At 60.4% G+C, this 15,779-nt stretch carries 14 protein-coding genes; 8 read left to right on the top strand and 6 right to left on the bottom strand.

Annotation, left to right across the window (positions count from 1 at the left end):
• Positions 1–144 precede the first annotated feature (144 nt).
• From dapE to AC3ITY_RS05645, 3 genes are all read left to right on the top strand, one after another.
• A complete protein-coding gene (gene dapE, locus AC3ITY_RS05655) occupies positions 145–1,296 on the top strand; it encodes a succinyl-diaminopimelate desuccinylase (RefSeq protein ID WP_223458812.1) in 1,152 nt (383 codons plus the stop codon).
• Positions 1,296–2,105 carry a putative RNA methyltransferase gene (locus AC3ITY_RS05650; protein ID WP_489308061.1) on the top strand — a complete coding sequence of 270 codons (810 nt, stop codon included), beginning with the start codon at positions 1,296–1,298 and terminating at the stop codon, positions 2,103–2,105. The genes dapE and AC3ITY_RS05650 overlap by 1 nt, the downstream gene beginning before the upstream one ends.
• Before the next feature lie 83 nt (positions 2,106–2,188).
• Positions 2,189–2,566, top strand: a complete 378-nt coding sequence (locus AC3ITY_RS05645) for a hypothetical protein (RefSeq protein WP_489308060.1) — start codon at positions 2,189–2,191, stop codon at positions 2,564–2,566.
• Positions 2,567–2,713: 147 nt separating this feature from the next.
• On the opposite strand, the gene AC3ITY_RS05640 is transcribed toward AC3ITY_RS05645, so the two are convergent.
• On the bottom strand, positions 2,714–2,923 hold the full coding sequence (locus AC3ITY_RS05640; protein WP_007954750.1) for a cold shock domain-containing protein: 210 nt from the start codon (positions 2,921–2,923) through the stop codon (positions 2,714–2,716).
• A 236-nt stretch (positions 2,924–3,159) separates the two neighbouring features.
• Here AC3ITY_RS05640 and plsB point away from each other — a divergent pair, with 236 nt between their 5' ends.
• The 4 genes from plsB (at position 3,160) to AC3ITY_RS05620 (ending at position 7,378) form a co-directional block, all read left to right on the top strand.
• Positions 3,160–5,652 carry a glycerol-3-phosphate 1-O-acyltransferase PlsB gene (gene plsB, locus AC3ITY_RS05635; RefSeq protein ID WP_489308059.1) on the top strand — a complete coding sequence of 831 codons (2,493 nt, stop codon included), beginning with the start codon at positions 3,160–3,162 and terminating at the stop codon, positions 5,650–5,652.
• A 169-nt stretch (positions 5,653–5,821) separates the two neighbouring features.
• Positions 5,822–6,163, top strand: coding sequence for a YbaY family lipoprotein (locus AC3ITY_RS05630; protein ID WP_489308058.1), 342 nt, complete (start codon positions 5,822–5,824; stop codon positions 6,161–6,163).
• A gap of 99 nt (positions 6,164–6,262) precedes the next feature.
• On the top strand, positions 6,263–6,661 hold the full coding sequence (locus AC3ITY_RS05625) for a YbaY family lipoprotein (protein WP_489308057.1): 399 nt from the start codon (positions 6,263–6,265) through the stop codon (positions 6,659–6,661).
• Between the two features lie 27 nt (positions 6,662–6,688).
• A complete protein-coding gene (locus tag AC3ITY_RS05620; RefSeq protein WP_489308056.1) occupies positions 6,689–7,378 on the top strand; it encodes a DUF4197 domain-containing protein in 690 nt (229 codons plus the stop codon).
• A gap of 110 nt (positions 7,379–7,488) precedes the next feature.
• Here AC3ITY_RS05620 and AC3ITY_RS05615 read toward each other — a convergent pair whose 3' ends face one another.
• The 4 genes from AC3ITY_RS05615 to AC3ITY_RS05600 all read right to left on the bottom strand — a co-directional run bounded on the left by AC3ITY_RS05615 (position 7,489) and on the right by AC3ITY_RS05600 (position 14,190).
• Positions 7,489–8,835 carry a Fic family protein gene (locus tag AC3ITY_RS05615; RefSeq protein WP_489308055.1) on the bottom strand — a complete coding sequence of 449 codons (1,347 nt, stop codon included), beginning with the start codon at positions 8,833–8,835 and terminating at the stop codon, positions 7,489–7,491.
• Between the two features lie 143 nt (positions 8,836–8,978).
• On the bottom strand, positions 8,979–9,260 hold the full coding sequence (locus AC3ITY_RS05610) for a DUF6124 family protein (RefSeq protein WP_489308054.1): 282 nt from the start codon (positions 9,258–9,260) through the stop codon (positions 8,979–8,981).
• A 757-nt stretch (positions 9,261–10,017) separates the two neighbouring features.
• Positions 10,018–13,083 (bottom strand): efflux RND transporter permease subunit, encoded by a 3,066-nt coding sequence (locus AC3ITY_RS05605; protein WP_489308053.1) that lies wholly within the window; start codon positions 13,081–13,083, stop codon positions 10,018–10,020.
• A gap of 6 nt (positions 13,084–13,089) precedes the next feature.
• On the bottom strand, positions 13,090–14,190 hold the full coding sequence (locus tag AC3ITY_RS05600) for an efflux RND transporter periplasmic adaptor subunit (protein ID WP_489308052.1): 1,101 nt from the start codon (positions 14,188–14,190) through the stop codon (positions 13,090–13,092).
• 93 nt (positions 14,191–14,283) lie between these two features.
• Here AC3ITY_RS05600 and AC3ITY_RS05595 point away from each other — a divergent pair, with 93 nt between their 5' ends.
• The gene (locus tag AC3ITY_RS05595) at positions 14,284–14,922 is read left to right on the top strand and encodes a TetR/AcrR family transcriptional regulator (RefSeq protein WP_489308051.1); all 639 of its coding nucleotides are present in this window, start codon (positions 14,284–14,286) and stop codon (positions 14,920–14,922) included.
• Positions 14,923–14,990: 68 nt separating this feature from the next.
• Here the strand turns inward: AC3ITY_RS05595 and AC3ITY_RS05590 are convergent, their stop codons facing one another.
• The gene (locus AC3ITY_RS05590) at positions 14,991–15,773 is read right to left on the bottom strand and encodes a class I SAM-dependent methyltransferase (protein WP_489308050.1); all 783 of its coding nucleotides are present in this window, start codon (positions 15,771–15,773) and stop codon (positions 14,991–14,993) included.
• Positions 15,774–15,779 lie beyond the last annotated feature (6 nt).

Below are 15,779 nucleotides of genomic sequence, written 5' to 3'. Positions count from 1 at the left end.
CGGGGCTTGGCTTAAGGGCCAGACCCAATACCTGTGGGAGCGAGCCTGCTCGCGATGAGGCCGTCACATTCAACCATTATGTTGACAGTGACATTGCTATCGCGAGCAGGCTCGCTCCCACATTTACAGCTTCCGGAGTTTTCCATGACGGCCCACGCCGACCTTTCGCCGACCCTCCAACTCGCCATCGACCTGATCCGCCGTCCGTCCGTGACGCCGATCGACGCCGATTGCCAGAAGCAGATGATGCAGCGCCTGGGCGATGCCGGTTTCACCCTGGAACCGATGCGCATCGAGGATGTGGATAACTTCTGGGCCACCCATGGCCAGGACGACGGTCCGGTGCTGTGCTTCGCCGGCCACACCGACGTGGTCCCGACCGGCCCGGTGGCGGCCTGGCAGATCGAACCCTTCAACGCGCTGATCGACGAACACGGCATGCTCTGCGGCCGTGGCGCCGCTGACATGAAAGGCAGCCTGGCTGCCATGACCGTGGCGTCCGAGCGTTTTGTCGCCGACTATCCGAATCACAAGGGCAAAGTCGCCTTCCTGATCACCAGCGACGAAGAAGGCCCGGCGCACCACGGCACCAAGGCCGTGGTTGAACGTCTGGCCGCGCGCAAGGAACGTCTGGACTGGTGCATCGTCGGCGAACCGTCGAGTACCACCCTGGTGGGTGACGTGGTCAAGAACGGCCGTCGCGGCTCCCTTGGCGCCAAGCTGACCGTACGCGGTGTACAAGGCCACGTGGCCTACCCGCACCTGGCCAAGAACCCGATCCACCTCGCGGCCCCGGCCCTGGCGGAACTTGCCGCCGAGCATTGGGACCACGGCAACGATTTCTTCCCGCCGACCAGTTTCCAGATCTCCAACGTCAACTCCGGCACCGGTGCGACCAACGTGATCCCGGGTGACCTGGTGGCGGTGTTCAACTTCCGTTTCTCCACCGAATCGACGGTCGAAGGCCTGCAAAAGCGCGTCGCCGACATCCTCGACAAGCATGGCCTGGACTGGCACATCGACTGGGCGCTGTCCGGCCTGCCGTTCCTCACCGAACCGGGCGCACTGCTCGACGCGGTGTCGGCGAGCATCAAGGACATCACCGGTCGTGAAACCAAGGCGTCCACCAGCGGTGGTACCTCCGACGGCCGCTTCATCGCGACCATGGGCACCCAAGTGGTTGAGCTGGGCCCGGTCAACGCGACCATCCACCAGGTCAACGAACGCGTGCTGGCAGCCGATCTCGACGTACTGACCGAGATCTACTACCAGACCCTGATCAAGTTGCTCGCCTGATGCTTGCGTGCCCGATCTGCAGTGAGCCGCTCAATGCGGTGGACAACGGCGTGGCCTGCCCCGCCGGGCATCGTTTCGACCGCGCGCGCCAGGGTTATTTGAACCTGTTGCCGGTGCAGCACAAGAACAGCCGCGACCCTGGGGATAACCAGGCAATGGTCGAAGCCCGCCGCGACTTCCTGAACGCCGGGCACTACGCCCCGGTGGCCAAGCGTCTGGCGGAGCTGGCTGCCAGTTACGCACCGCAGCACTGGCTGGACATCGGTTGTGGCGAGGGTTACTACACCGCGCAAATCGCCGAGGCGCTGCCAGATGCCGAAGGGTATGCCCTGGACATCTCCCGGGAAGCGGTCAAACGCGCCTGCAAACGCAACCCGCAGCTCACCTGGTTGATCGCCAGCATGGCGCGGGTGCCGTTGGCTTCCGGCAGTTGCCAGTTCCTGGCCAGTGTCTTCAGCCCGCTGGATTGGGAAGAAGCCAAGCGCCTGCTCAGTGTTGGCGGCGGCCTGATGAAAGTCGGACCGACCAGCGGCCACCTGATGGAACTGCGTGAGCGGCTGTACGACGAAGTCCGCGAATACACCGACGACAAGCACCTGGCCCTGGTACCGGAAGGCATGGCGCTGGCGCACAGTGAGACTCTGGAATTCAAGCTGACGCTGGTCAGTGGTCAGGACCGGGCGAACCTGTTGGCGATGACGCCCCACGGCTGGCGCGCCAGTGCCGAGCGCCGTGCTGCCGTTATCGAGCAGGTCGAGCCGTTCGAGGTCACCGTGTCGATGCGCTACGATTATTTCGTTCTTCAATAACTTTCTAACTTTTGGTCTTGGGCAATGGCCCGAGACCGGCTAAATCCGCGAATGGATTTTTCAGACCCGCAGTGAGGACATCCATGCGCCAACCCGATATCGAGATTTACCTGAAAGACGCCGACGTCGACCACAAGGCCATTTCCGCCTGGCTCAGTGCGGCGTTGGGCCCGTGCACGGATTGGGTCCAGAAGGGCCAGACCTACAAGTGCAAGGCCGGCAACGTGCCGGTGACCTGGCTGCCAAAAGCCGTTGGCAAGTGGAACAGCCTGTACCTGGAAAGCGACCAGACCCCGTGGGACGACGACATCGCCTGCGCCCGCGCCGCGTTTGCCGCGCTCAACGTGGAAGTGCGTTGCGCGCCGGGCACCTGGGTCGAGGAAGAAGGTGAAGAAACAGCCGACCGCTGGATTCGCATCAGCGCCGACGGTGAAGAAGAGATCACCTGGAAAACTGCATAAAAGCCTGAACACCGCCCCTGTAGGAGCGAGCTTGCTCGCGATGGTCGTCAACGATAACGCGTCAATTCAGCAAAAGCGCGGCGTCCTTGAGTTCTTCGCGAGCAAGCTCGCTCCTACAGTGGTTTTAGTGTGAGCTGAAGTGTGGAATTACAACCCCACCACATCCTCAGCCTGCAACCCCTTCTGCCCTTCTACCACCGCATATTCAACCTGCTGGCCTTCGGTCAGTGAACGGTGGCCTTCACCGCGAATCGCGCGGTAGTGCACGAACACGTCCACCCCGTCCTCGCGCTGAATGAAGCCGTAGCCCTTGGCGTCGTTGAACCACTTCACGTTGCCGGTTTCGCGTGTTGCCATTTGTTCATACTCCCTTTTTATTATTGATCGGGCTTTTCGCAGGAAAGCCTCGGGAACGTCTGTCTGCGTGCGACGTCCCTACAAGGGCACCGACAGCAGACGGCCGAGTATATGACAGGCAGCGAAACTCTCAACTCAAGTTTACTTAGGTGCTTTTTTGCCGATTTTCAGCGAATCCTGCACACTATCGGCCTCCCGAGCAAACGCTCGGTTTTATTCACTCACGCAGAAGCCGTATGACCCGCTCCCCGTTCCGCCGTCTTGTGTTTGGCACCCTGCGCCGACTGTTGTACCTCTGGGTTCGCTCCGAGACGATCAACCAGTCGTCGTTCACCCTTGACCTCGACCGCAGTCGTCCGGTGTTCTACGTCCTGCAAAACCCTTCGCTGACCGACCTCGCCGTGGTCGACACCGAGTGCAGCAAGGCCGGCCTGCCACGCCCGGTGCTACCGGTATCGGTAGGCAACCTGCTGGAACCTGCCGCGTTCTTCTACCTGACGCCGGATCCAGACTGGCTCGGCCGCCAGGACAAGCGCGGCGCGCCGCCGACACTGACCCGCCTGGTCAGCGCCCTGAGCCAGAACGCCGCCGAAGATGCGCAGATCATTCCCGTCAGCGTGTTCTGGGGCCAGTCGCCGGACAGCGAAAACAGCCCATGGAAACTCCTGTTCGCCGACAGCTGGGCCGTTACCGGGCGCCTGCGTCGCTTGCTGAGCGTCATCGTGCTGGGGCGCAAGACCCGCGTGCAGTTTTCTGCACCGATCCACCTGCGCGAACTGATCGAGCACAACAAGGGCCATGAACGCACCGTGCGCATGGCTCAGCGGATCCTGCGGGTACACTTCCGCAACCTGAAAGCTGCGGTGATCGGCCCGGACATTTCCCACCGCCGCAATCTGGTCAAAGGCCTGCTCAACCAGCCACAGGTCAAACAAGCGATCCTCGACGAAGCCGAGCGCGAGAACATCTCGCCGGAGAAAGCCAAAGCCCAGGCGCTACGCTACGGCAACGAAATCGCCTCGGACTACACCTACACTGCGATCCGTTTTATGGAAGTGGTGCTGAGCTGGTTCTGGAACAAGATTTACGACGGGATCAAGGTCAACCACATCGAAGGCGTGCAGAAGGTCGCCCAGGGTCACGAAGTGATCTACGTGCCATGCCACCGCAGCCACATCGACTACCTGCTGCTGTCCTATCTGCTGTTCCGCAACGGCCTGACCCCGCCGCACGTTGCCGCGGGCATCAACCTCAACATGCCGGTGATCGGCGGCCTGCTGCGTCGCGGCGGCGCGTTCTTCATGCGCCGCACGTTCAAGGGCAATCCGCTCTACACCTCGGTGTTCAACGAATACCTGCACACCCTGTTCACCAAGGGCTTCCCGGTGGAGTACTTCGTCGAGGGCGGCCGTTCGCGCACCGGGCGCATGCTGCAACCGAAGACCGGGATGCTGGCGATCACCCTGCGCAGCTTCCTGCGTTCGTCGCGCATGCCGATCGTGTTCGTGCCGGTATACATCGGCTACGAGCGAGTGCTGGAAGGCCGGACCTACCTCGGCGAACTGCGCGGTGCGGCCAAGAAGAAAGAGTCGATCTTCGATATTTTCAAAGTCATCGGCGCGCTCAAACAGCGCTTCGGCCAGGTGGCGGTGAACTTCGGCGAGCCAATCAAGCTGGCGGAATTCCTCGACGGCGAACAGCCGGACTGGCGCCAACAGGAACTCGGCCCGCAGTTCAGACCCGCCTGGCTCAACGAAACCACCAACCGCCTCGGCGAAAAAGTCGCCCGGCACTTGAACGAAGCGGCCGCGATCAATCCGGTAAACCTCGTCGCGCTGGCACTGCTGTCCACCACCCGACTGGCGCTGGATGATCGGGCCATGGCGCGGGTGCTGGATCTGTACCTGGCGCTGCTGCGCAAGGTCCCGTATTCGCCGCACACCACCCTGCCGGACGGCGATGGTCGCGCCCTGATCGAGCATGTGAAGGACATGGACCTGCTCTCGGAGCAGAGCGATGCGTTGGGCAAGATCCTCTATCTGGACGAGCAGAACGCCGTCCTGATGACCTACTACCGCAACAACGTGCTGCACATCTTCGCCCTGCCGGCGCTGCTGGCGAGCTTCTTCCAGAGCGCCTCGCGCATGAGCCGCGAACAGATCCTGCGCTACACCCGCGCGCTGTACCCGTACCTGCAAGCGGAGTTGTTCATTCGCTGGTCGCTGGACGAACTGGATGCAGTGATCGATCAATGGCTGGAAGCCTTCGTCGAACAAGGCCTGCTGCGTTTCGAGAACGATGTGTACCTGCGCCCGGCGCCCAGTTCCCGTCACTTCGTGCTGTTGACACTGCTGTCGAAAAGCATCGCCCAGACCTTGCAGCGCTTCTACATGACCGTGTCCCTGCTGCTCAACAGCGGTCAGAACAGCATCAGCGCCGAAGAACTGGAAGACCTGTGCACGGTCATGGCCCAGCGCCTGTCGATCCTGCATGGCCTGAACGCCCCGGAGTTCTTCGACAAGAGCCTGTTCCGCCACTTCATCCAGACCATGCTCGACCTCGACGTGCTCAAGCGCGATGAAGCGGGCAAGTTGAGCTATCACGAACTGCTCGGTGAACTGGCCGAAGGCGCGGCCAAGCGCGTATTGCCGGCGGAGATTCGCTTGTCCATACGGCAGGTGGCGTTGCATCGCAGTGAGGATGCGGCGGAGTTGGTAACGCCAGTCTGACTCACCCGGATCACTGTGCGTGGGTTTTATGGCTGAAGCAAGGACGCTTCTGACTCATGCCACTCCCTCTTCGCCCCTGCTCACAGGAGTTCCCCTACATAGAAATCGCTGCCTCGACCCTATGCTGGGTGCTCGTCACTACCGACGATCAATCGATAAGGAAATCAATATGAGCAGCGAAACCGTAAAGACCATTAGTGGCAAAGTGCATTACCTGGAAAGGATTGCGCTGACGCCTGACTCGACTCTTCATGTCCGCCTGCTGGATGTCAGCCTGCAAGATGTCGCCGCGAAGGAACTGGCCGTACAGATCACTCCCAATGCAGAAAAAGTCGGGCTGAACTTCAACCTGACGTACAAGCTTGCCGATGTTCTGCCCGGCCATACCTATGCAATCAGCGCGAGCATCACCCACGAAGACCGTCTGGTCTTCACCACCACTCAACAACATCGGGTGGAATTGGGTGTCGATTATGTGAAGGGGCAGGAAGTGCTGGTCAGCCGCGTCTGAGAACACCTCCGAGGCAAGTTGGGCGATATCCCCGGTAAAATCCGTTAAATTGTCGTTGGCGCCGGTCTTCTTCGGGCGCCAATGACAAGGATCCGCTTCATGAAAAAACTCTCTCTCCTCGGGCTTACGGTTTTGCTCGGCGCCTGCCAATCCATGCAACCTACCCCGAAAGCCAGCCTCGACGGCGAAGTCTTTTACCTGCAACGCAGCGCCCTGCCGCCCACCGCCACCCTGAGCGTGAGCTTGCAAGACGTGTCTCTGGCCGACGCACCGGCCATTCTCCTCGACGAACAGAAAGGTCAGGTCAAAGGCCAGGTGCCACTGCCGTTTCATCTGAGTTACGATCCGGCGCAGATCAAACCAGGCCATCGCTACTCGGTCAGCGCGCGCATCGAAGTCGACGGCAAGCTGATATTCATCACCACCGAAAACCATGCCGTGCAGCTTGATGGCAAAGACCCGCAACCGCTGAAAATCCGCGTCGACGCCGTTCGCTAATTCTCTTTTTTGAACAAGGAAGCTGCCATGCTCCGCCCTACCCTCCGCTTCGCCAGCCTGTGCGCAGGCTTGATGATCTGTGCCAACGCCCTGGCGCTGTCCCTCACCGACCTGTCGCAGAAAGACGCCACCGGCGGGCTCAAGGACGCACTGACCCAAGGTGCGCAACTAGCCGTCAAACAACTCGGCACCCCGGGTGGCTTCAGCAACAACCCCGACGTGAAAATCGAATTACCGGGCAAGCTGGGCAAGGTCGCGAGCAAGATGAAACAGTTCGGCATGGGTGACCAGGTCGATGAACTGGAAGCCAGCATGAACAAAGCGGCGGAAAACGCCGTGACCCAGGCCCAGCCCATCCTCGTCGATGCCGTGAAGAAAATGACCGTGGAAGATGCCAAGGGCATCCTCAGCGGCGGCAACGACTCGGCCACCCAATACCTGAGCAAGACCAGCCGCGAACAGATCCGCGCCAAGTTCCTGCCCATCGTCAAGCAAGCCACCGACAAGGTTGGCCTGGCCCAGCAGTACAACTCGTTCGCCGGGCAAGCCGCGACAATGGGCGTAGTGGATGCGAAAAATGCCAACGTCGAAAACTACGTCACCGAGCAGGCGTTGAATGGCTTGTTCGAAATGATTGGCAAACAGGAAGAAACCATCCGCCAGAATCCGGCGGCTGCGGCGACCAGTTTGGCGAAGAAGGTGTTTGGTACGCTCTAGGCCACGTGCAATCCTTGTAGGAGCGAGCTTGCTCGCGATGAGGTCGTGTCAGTCGGCATCGATGCTGGCTGATATTGCGCAATCGCGAGCAAGCTCGCTCCTACAAGGAATCAGGTTGCCGAGACCGGTCGTAGAAAGAACACCCACTCCCGCCCCATCCTGCGTTTCTCGAACAACTTCAAGGCGACCAGCCCATTTAGCGTGGCTGACGCAGTGTTGTAAGAACAACCCAGATTCTCCTTCACATTGACCGCCGTGAACTCCTTGGCCATTCCGCTCCTGGCCACTTGAAACAACGCCCGCTGTTTCTCGGTGAGCTGGTCGAGAAAACCACTTTCACGCAACCAGCAATCAAATTGCTGCGCATCGTCCAGACTTTTCCGATACGTCCCGGTAAAACTGGCTACAGCCCGCAACACCACCGAACACTGAAAATCGATGAAATACGTCAGATCCAGGTCATCCGCCTCGGTATTCAAATACGACCGCCCATACTTCAACGGCGCATTGCGCAACAAAACACTGATGGCGATGTAGCGAAACGCCGAGAAGTCATTTTTGAACATGAACCAGTAAAACAACGCGCGCGCTACCCGACCGTTGCCGTCGCGAAAAGGATGCTCGTAACCCAAGACAAAATGCAGCGCGATGGCTTTGATCAATGGATGAAGGTAGTCCGCTTGATGAGGGTTGTTGTGGGGTTGGTTGATCCACTTGGCCAGCACCTGCAAACGGGACACGAGCCCTATTGCAGGCGGTGGCGAATGCACGGTGTTGCCCTCGCCATCCTGGACGACGACGTCATCGTTGGTCCTGAATGCTCCAGGCGAGTACTGCGAGTCGTCGATACCCTCGACGCCAACTCGATGCATGGCTGCAATCAGCTCAACGCTCAGTGGCTCGTAACGCTGCTCCCAGGCGAAGTTCATCATCTTGAAGTTACCGATGACCATTCGCTCATCCGGCGTGCGCGGCGAGCGATGACGCTTAAGCATGTCCTTGGCCACCCGCGTCGTGGTGGCCGCACCTTCGAGCTGACTGCTGCTGATGGCCTCGTCTTCGATCAGATCATTGAGCAAATAGCTGAAATGAGCGCGCTCGCCAATCTGGCCGGTCATGTATTCCAGCACTGCGGTTGTCGCCTGACGATCCACTACGGAAATGGCTTTTTGCGCCTGCGGCGTCAGCATGAATTTCAGCCAGCACGCTGGTTCACCCAATGGCAAAAGGCTCGAATACTGTGCAGTCCGCGCTTTCTTGACCAAGGCCCAGCACAGGTTCGAATCCAGCCCAGGCGCCCAGCGGTAGCGCAATGAATCGAACGGCAGGTAACGCCCCTGATCGTCCAGGGGCTTGAGCAAGGCGAGGTATTGCGAAAGGCGTTCCTTGTGGGGCGATCGCAACAGCCGATCAAACACCGGATCGGACCGCCCCCTCAATGTGGGTGGATTTTTCATGGGGCTGTCTCAAACATGCGTGGAACCAGGTCCTGAGTACAACACCTGAGCTTTTTAGCCTCAATATCAGACGGGTCCGAGATAGATGTAGGAACAATGAATGCCCGCTGGCCGGTAAAGGTTCAACGGGCTTCTACCCTTGGCTATTGCTGCGGGTCCAACTGATCGAGGACGCGATTCACTGAGAGCTGCGCCAGGACAATCATCTGCTGAATGCCGAGTGCCAGATTGCAGGTGGGGCTGGTCAGGATGGACGACAGCTCGGTTGCCATCACATTCGCTGAGGCAAGGGTTTCGTAGGCATGGACAAGGAGGGTTTCGGAATTGACGTCTGGGCGGATGGTGAAAATTGGGCAGGGGCGGTATGAAGCTCTCGTTTGTTTTTCGGATTCGGAGGTAGAGTAATCAGGACTGTCTTTGATCATTTTGCGAAGCTCCCAAAGTAGGCGCCTAACGACTATTCGCGGGCTTGCAGTCCCGGTCGCTGAATTGGTAGCGACGGTCAAAGGCTAGGGATCGTACTTCCGACGGGCAACCTGAAAGTCTTGTGGGAATGGTCTGAATGGTTGATTGAGCAATAAACACTTTTGACTGATAAGCCATCATCGCGAGCAGGCTCGCTCCTACAATTTGATCGGGTACATCTGTGAGGGAATGGTCGGCTGGCAGGCCGCCTTCGCAGGCAAGCCAGCTCCCACACTTTGAATTGAGCACGGTCAGGAAAATCAGGCCGGCCGGTAGGCCGCCATCGCAGGCAAGCCAGCTCCCACAATGGGTCGGCGTACACTCACTGCTTTTCACCACTCATCAGGTCGAGCGTTAGCTCGCCTGCAGCTCTTGATCTTGATCCACCCGCCCCCTCGGGAGGCTGAGTGGAGGTGTTCATCCGGGGATGGGCGCGCAGCGCCGTTCGACGCAGTCGAACTCATTGCATGTAGGTCGAAGCGAAGCCGACCGGAGGGCAATGCCCCCGGATGAATGCCGGAGCGAAGGAACCCCGAGCCTTAGCGAGGGGCCGGACGTTCGGGGCGAGCGCTTTTTTTGCTTACTTTTTTTGAGGCGCTTGTTAAAAAAAGTGAGTCGCCGTCAGGGCGAAACCATAAGCCGCCGTTACCGAAGAAATGGATATACACGCGGTCAGCCAAGAACCTGGTCGGCCCGAAGGCCGCCAAGGTCAAACCATCAAACCGACTCTTTTCGAACCCGAAACCAGGCAGCATAAAGGGCAGGCAAAAACAAAAGCGTCAACGCCGTAGCCACAATCAACCCCCCCATGATCGCCACCGCCATCGGCCCGAAAAACACACTGCGCGACAACGGAATCATCGCCAACACCGCCGCCAGCGCCGTCAGCACAATCGGCCGGAACCGCCGCACCGTCGCCTCGATGATCGCCTGCCAGGGCTTGAGCCCCGCCGCGATATCCTGCTCGATCTGATCCACCAGAATCACCGAGTTACGCATGATCATCCCGGACAAGGCGATGGTCCCCAGCATGGCCACGAAACCGAAGGGCTGGCGGAACACCAACAGAAACAGCGTCACCCCGATCAACCCCAGCGGCGCCGTCAGGAACACCATCGCCGTGCGCGAAAAACTTCGCAGCTGCAGCATCAGCAAGGTCAACACCACCACGATGAACAACGGCACCCCGGCCTTCACCGAGTTCTGTCCGCGCGCCGAATCTTCCACGGTGCCGCCGACATCCAGCAAGTAGCCATCCGGCAATTCAGCGCGGATCGAATCGAGGGTCGGCATGATCTGCTGTACCAGCGTCGCCGGTTGCTCCTTGCCATAGATGTCAGCGCGAACGGTCACGTTGGGCAGGCGGTTGCGGTGCCAGATAATGCCCTCCTCGAAGCCGTACTCCAGGGTCGCGATCTGCGACAGCGCGACGCTGCGACCGTTATCGGTCGGTACCGCCAGACTCGGCAGCAACGACAACTCGGTGCGCTCATGCAAGGTGCCGCGCAACAGGATCTCGATCAACTCATTGTCTTCTCGGTACTGGCTGACGCTGGAACCGGTCAGGGAGCTTTGCAGGAACCTCGACAGGTTCGCCGTGCTCACGCCCAGCGCCCGCGCGCGGTCCTGATCGATGTTCAGGTACACCACCTTGCTCGGTTCTTCCCAATCCAGGTGGACGTTGACCACATGCGGGTTCTCACGAACCTTGGCCGCGACTTTGCGTGCCAGCGCCCGCACCTCCTCGATGTGCTCCCCGGTCACGCGGAACTGCACCGGATAGCCAACCGGCGGACCGTTTTCCAGACGCGTGACCCGCGAACGCAGAGCCGGGAATTGCTCGTTGAGGGTTGAGATCAACCAGGTGCGCAGGGCTTCCCGCTCTTCGATGGTTTTCGCCAGGACGACAAACTGGGCGAAGCTCGCCGCCGGCAGTTGCTGATCCAGCGGCAGGTAGAAACGTGGCGAACCGGTGCCGACGTAGGCCACGTAATTGTCGATCCCGGCCTTGTCCTTGAGCAGCGCTTCGAGGCGTTTGACCTCGTCGGCGGTGTTGCTCAGCGAAGCGCCTTCGGCCAGTTTCAGATCGACCATCAACTCCAGGCGACCCGATGCCGGGAAGAACTGCTGCGGCACAAAACGGAACAGCACGATGGAGGCAATGAACAACAGCACGGTCGCCAGGATCACGGTTTTGCGCCAGCGCACGCACCACTCCACCAGACGCCGGACGCGCTGATAGAACGGTGTGCCATACGGATCGGGCTGGCCGGCACCGTGCTTGGCAGCGTGAATCTTCGCCAGGTCCGGCAGGAGTTTTTCCCCGAGGTACGGCACGAACACCACCGCGGCCACCCAAGACGCCAACAGCGCGATGGTGACCACCTCGAAGATCGAACGGGTGTATTCGCCAGTGCCCGATTGCGCCGTGGCAATCGGCAAGAAGCCAGCCGCGGTGATCAGCGTACCGGTGAGCATCGGGAACGCGGTACTGGTCCAGGCATAACTCGCCGCTTTGACCCGGTCGAAGCCCTGCTCCATTTTGATCGCCATCATTTCCACGGCGATGATCGCGTCATCCACCAGCAAACCCAGGGCCAGTACCAGCGCGCCGAGGGAGATCTTGTGCAGGCCGATGCCGAGGTAATACATGCAGGCGAACGTCATCGCCAGCACCAGCGGAATCGCCAGGGCCACCACCATGCCGGTGCGCACGCCGAGGGAGAAGAAGCTCACCAGCAACACAATGGCCAGCGCCTCGACCAACACTTGCACGAACTCGCCAACACCGGTTTTCACCGCCGCCGGTTGGTCGGAGACTTTGCGCAGCTCCATGCCGGCCGGGAGGTTTTTCTGGATGCGGGCGAACTCGATTTCCAGCGCCTTGCCCAGTACCAGAATGTCACCCCCGTCCTTCATTGCCACCGCCAGGCCGATGGCGTCCTGCGCCATGAAGCGCATGCGCGGCGCCGGTGGATCGTTGAAACCACGGCGCACGTCGGCCACATCGGAGATGCGGAAGGTGCGATCACCGACGCGGATCGGGAAGTTCTTGATCTCGTCGACCGTCTGAAAATTCCCCGTCACCCGTAGCTGCAAGCGCTCGCTGCTGGTTTCGAAGAAACCCGCCGTGGACACTGCGTTCTGTTCTTCAAGGGCTTGCTGGACGGCCGCCAGCGGCAAGCCGAGGGTGGCGAGCTTGACGTTGGAGAGTTCGATCCAGATTTTCTCGTCCTGCAACCCCAGCAGCTCGACCTTGCCCACATCCTTGACCCGTTGCAGCTGGATCTGGATGCGGTCGGCGTAATCCTTGAGCACGGCGTAATCGAAACCCTTGCCGGTCAGGGCGTAGATATTGCCGAAAGTGGTGCCGAATTCATCGTTGAAGAACGGCCCCTGAATCCCCGGCGGTAAGGTATGACGGATGTCGCTGATCTTCTTGCGCACCTGATACCAGAGCTCCGGGATCTCCACCGAGTGCATGGAGTCGCGGGCGATGAAGGTCACCTGGGATTCGCCGGGGCGGGAGAACGATACGATGCGCTCGTACTCGCCGGTTTCCATCAGCTTCTTTTCGATGCGTTCGGTGACCTGTCGCGAGACTTCCTCGGCGGTCGCTCCCGGCCAGTTGGTGCGAATCACCATGGCCTTGAAGGTGAACGGCGGGTCCTCGCTCTGGCCGAGCTTGGTGTAGGAAAGTGCGCCGACGATGGCCAGCAACAGCATCAGGAACAGGACGATCTGGCGATTACGCAGCGCCCATTCGGAAACGTTGAAGCGCATCGGGGCTTACTCCTTGTCCGCCAGATTGACCACGCGATTGGAGCGATCCACCGGGCGCACCTGCTGCCCTTCGAGAAGCACATGGACACCGGCGGCCACCACCCAGTCGCTGGCGTTAAGCCCTTCAAGTACCGGTACGGTTTTTTCGCCAAAGGCACCGATTCGCACCGGGGTTCTCTTCAAGGTGTTGTTGGCGCTGACGACCCAGACATAGGTCACGCCGTTTTCTGCAGTCAGAGCAGACAGCGGAACGGATAGAGGGACCACGTCGGCGGCCTGCACGAACACTCGGGCGCTCTGGCCCAGCTCGGCAGGAACGTTGCCGGCGTTGAAAGCGATACGCGCCGCGAAGGTGCGCGACTTGGGATCCGCTGCTGGCGACAATTCCCGGATGCGCCCGGCGAGACGCTGGTCGGGCTGGGTCCAGAGTTCCACCGACACCGGCTCACCAACCTTGAAGCGACCGAAGTTCTGCTCTGGCAGACTGATCAAGACTTCACGCTCGCCATCGGTTGCCAGTGTGAACACCGTTTGCCCGGCGGCCACGACTTGCCCGACTTCCACCAGGCGCTTGGCCACGACGCCGTCCTGCGGCGCACGCAACACGGCGTAGCTGGCCTGGTTATTGGAAACGTTGAATTCGGCTTTGATTTGCTTGAGGCGTGCCTCACCGGAGCGGTAGAGGTTTTCGGCGTTGTCGTATTGCGAACGGCTGACCAGTTGGCGCTCCATCAGGGTCTTGTAGCGATCACGCTCGGAACGCACCAGGTTCAGATTGGCTTCGGCGGCTGCGACCTGGGCCCGGGTGGCCTCCAGTTGCAGGCGCACGTCCTGGGGATCGAGCTCCGCCAAGGGTTGATCGGCCTTGACCCGCTGCCCCTCTTCGACCAGTCGTCGGCTGACTTTACCGCCGATACGGAACGCCAGGTCCGGCTCATACCGCGCGCGAACTTCACCGGGGTAGCTTTCCATGGCCTGCGCCGAAGGCTCTGGCTGGACCACCATGGCCGGGCGCACACTGACCTGCGGCGCCTCTTCATGACCACACGCAGACAATAAAAAAGCCAGGGTGACTGGCAACGCGAGGGGCAAGGCATAGCGGAACATGGTGAAGGACCTTTCGCTAATGGTGCTTTGAATAATTATACTGAGCAGTATGTTATTAATAGCAAACTCACCAGTCCAGTAATAAAAACGAATATGCCAAACAATCTTTCAGCACCCAATGGCCCAGGCAGACCCAAGGACCTGGTCAAGCGCCGGGCAATTCTCGATGCGGCCAAAGCGCTGTTTCTGAATAAGGGTTATGCCAATACCAGCATGGATGCCGTCGCGGCCGAGGCCGGTGTGTCGAAGCTGACGGTCTACAGCCACTTCAACGACAAGGAGACGCTGTTCTCCTCTGCGGTGATGGCCAAGTGCGAGGAGCAGTTGCCACCACTGTTCTTCGAGTTGCCGGAAGGTGTGGCCGTGGAAACCGTGCTGCTGAACATCGCACGCGGTTTTCATCAGCTGATCAACAGTGATGAATCGGTGAACCTGCACCGCTTGATGATGACCTTGGGCAGCCAGGACCCTAAGCTGTCGCAGATATTCTTCGAAGCCGGGCCGGAGCGCATGCTGCATGGCATGGAGCGCTTGCTGAGCAAGATCGATGAAAGTGGTGTGCTGCGCATCGACAAACCGCACAACGCGGCCGAGCACTTCTTCTGCCTGCTCAAGGGCGCCGGGAATTTCCGTTTGCTGTACGGCTGCGGCGAACCGCCGGTTGGCGAAGAGGCGGAGAGCCATGTGCGGGAAGTGGTGGGGTTGTTTATGCGGGCTTATCGGCCTGAGTGAGCCTGATGGTTTGAGGGTGTCCGGGCTGACGCCTTCGCTGGCAAGCCAGCGATGAAGGCGACTCGGTCCTAAGGCTTCAAAGCCTTCTTCGGATAAATGTCATACCGACTGGACTTGCCATCCAGCGCATGACTCGGCTTCGGCCCTTCGATGCAAGGCGCCTTGCGCGGACGCTTGACCACCACCCGGTGGCTGGCCAGGGCCAACGCGGCTTCGAGCAATGCCGGCGCATCCGGATCATCGCCCACCAGCGGCCGGAACAGGCGCATTTCCTTCTTCACCAGCGCGGTTTTCTCACGGTGCGGGAACATCGGGTCGAGGTAGATCACCTGCGGTGGCTCGCCTTCCCAGTTGCGCATGATCTCGATCGAATTGCCCTTGAGCAAGCGCATGCGCGCCACGATCGGCGCCACGTCGAAATCTTCCGCGCCTCGGGCCAGGCCGTCTTCCAGCAAGGCACCAATTAGCGGCTGGCGCTCGATCAGGCTCATCTCGCAACCGAGGCTGGCCAGCACGAACGCGTCCTTGCCCAGCCCCGCCGTGGCATCCAGCACCCGCGGGCGTACGCCTTGGGCGACGCCAACAGCCTTGGCGATCATCTGCCCGCTGCCACCGCCGTACAACCGGCGATGGGCCGCACCGCCTTCGACGAAGTCCACCCGCACCGGCCCCGGCGCATCCGGCCCCAGCTGTTGCAGCTGCAAGCCCTGGTCACCCACCTGCAAGGCAAACTCGCCGTTCGCCACTTGCATTGGCAAGCCCAGGCGCTCGGCCCATTGCTCGGCTTGTGGCTCGAAAGCCGCGTCGAGGGCCTGGACATGGATGCGGCAGGCCGCAGGTTGATCAATCATCGGAAA

Source organism: Pseudomonas sp. GL_091 (assembly GCF_057837725.1).
The sequence above is the reverse complement of the archived record's forward strand: the minus strand, read 5'-3'. Positions and strand labels throughout refer to the sequence as shown.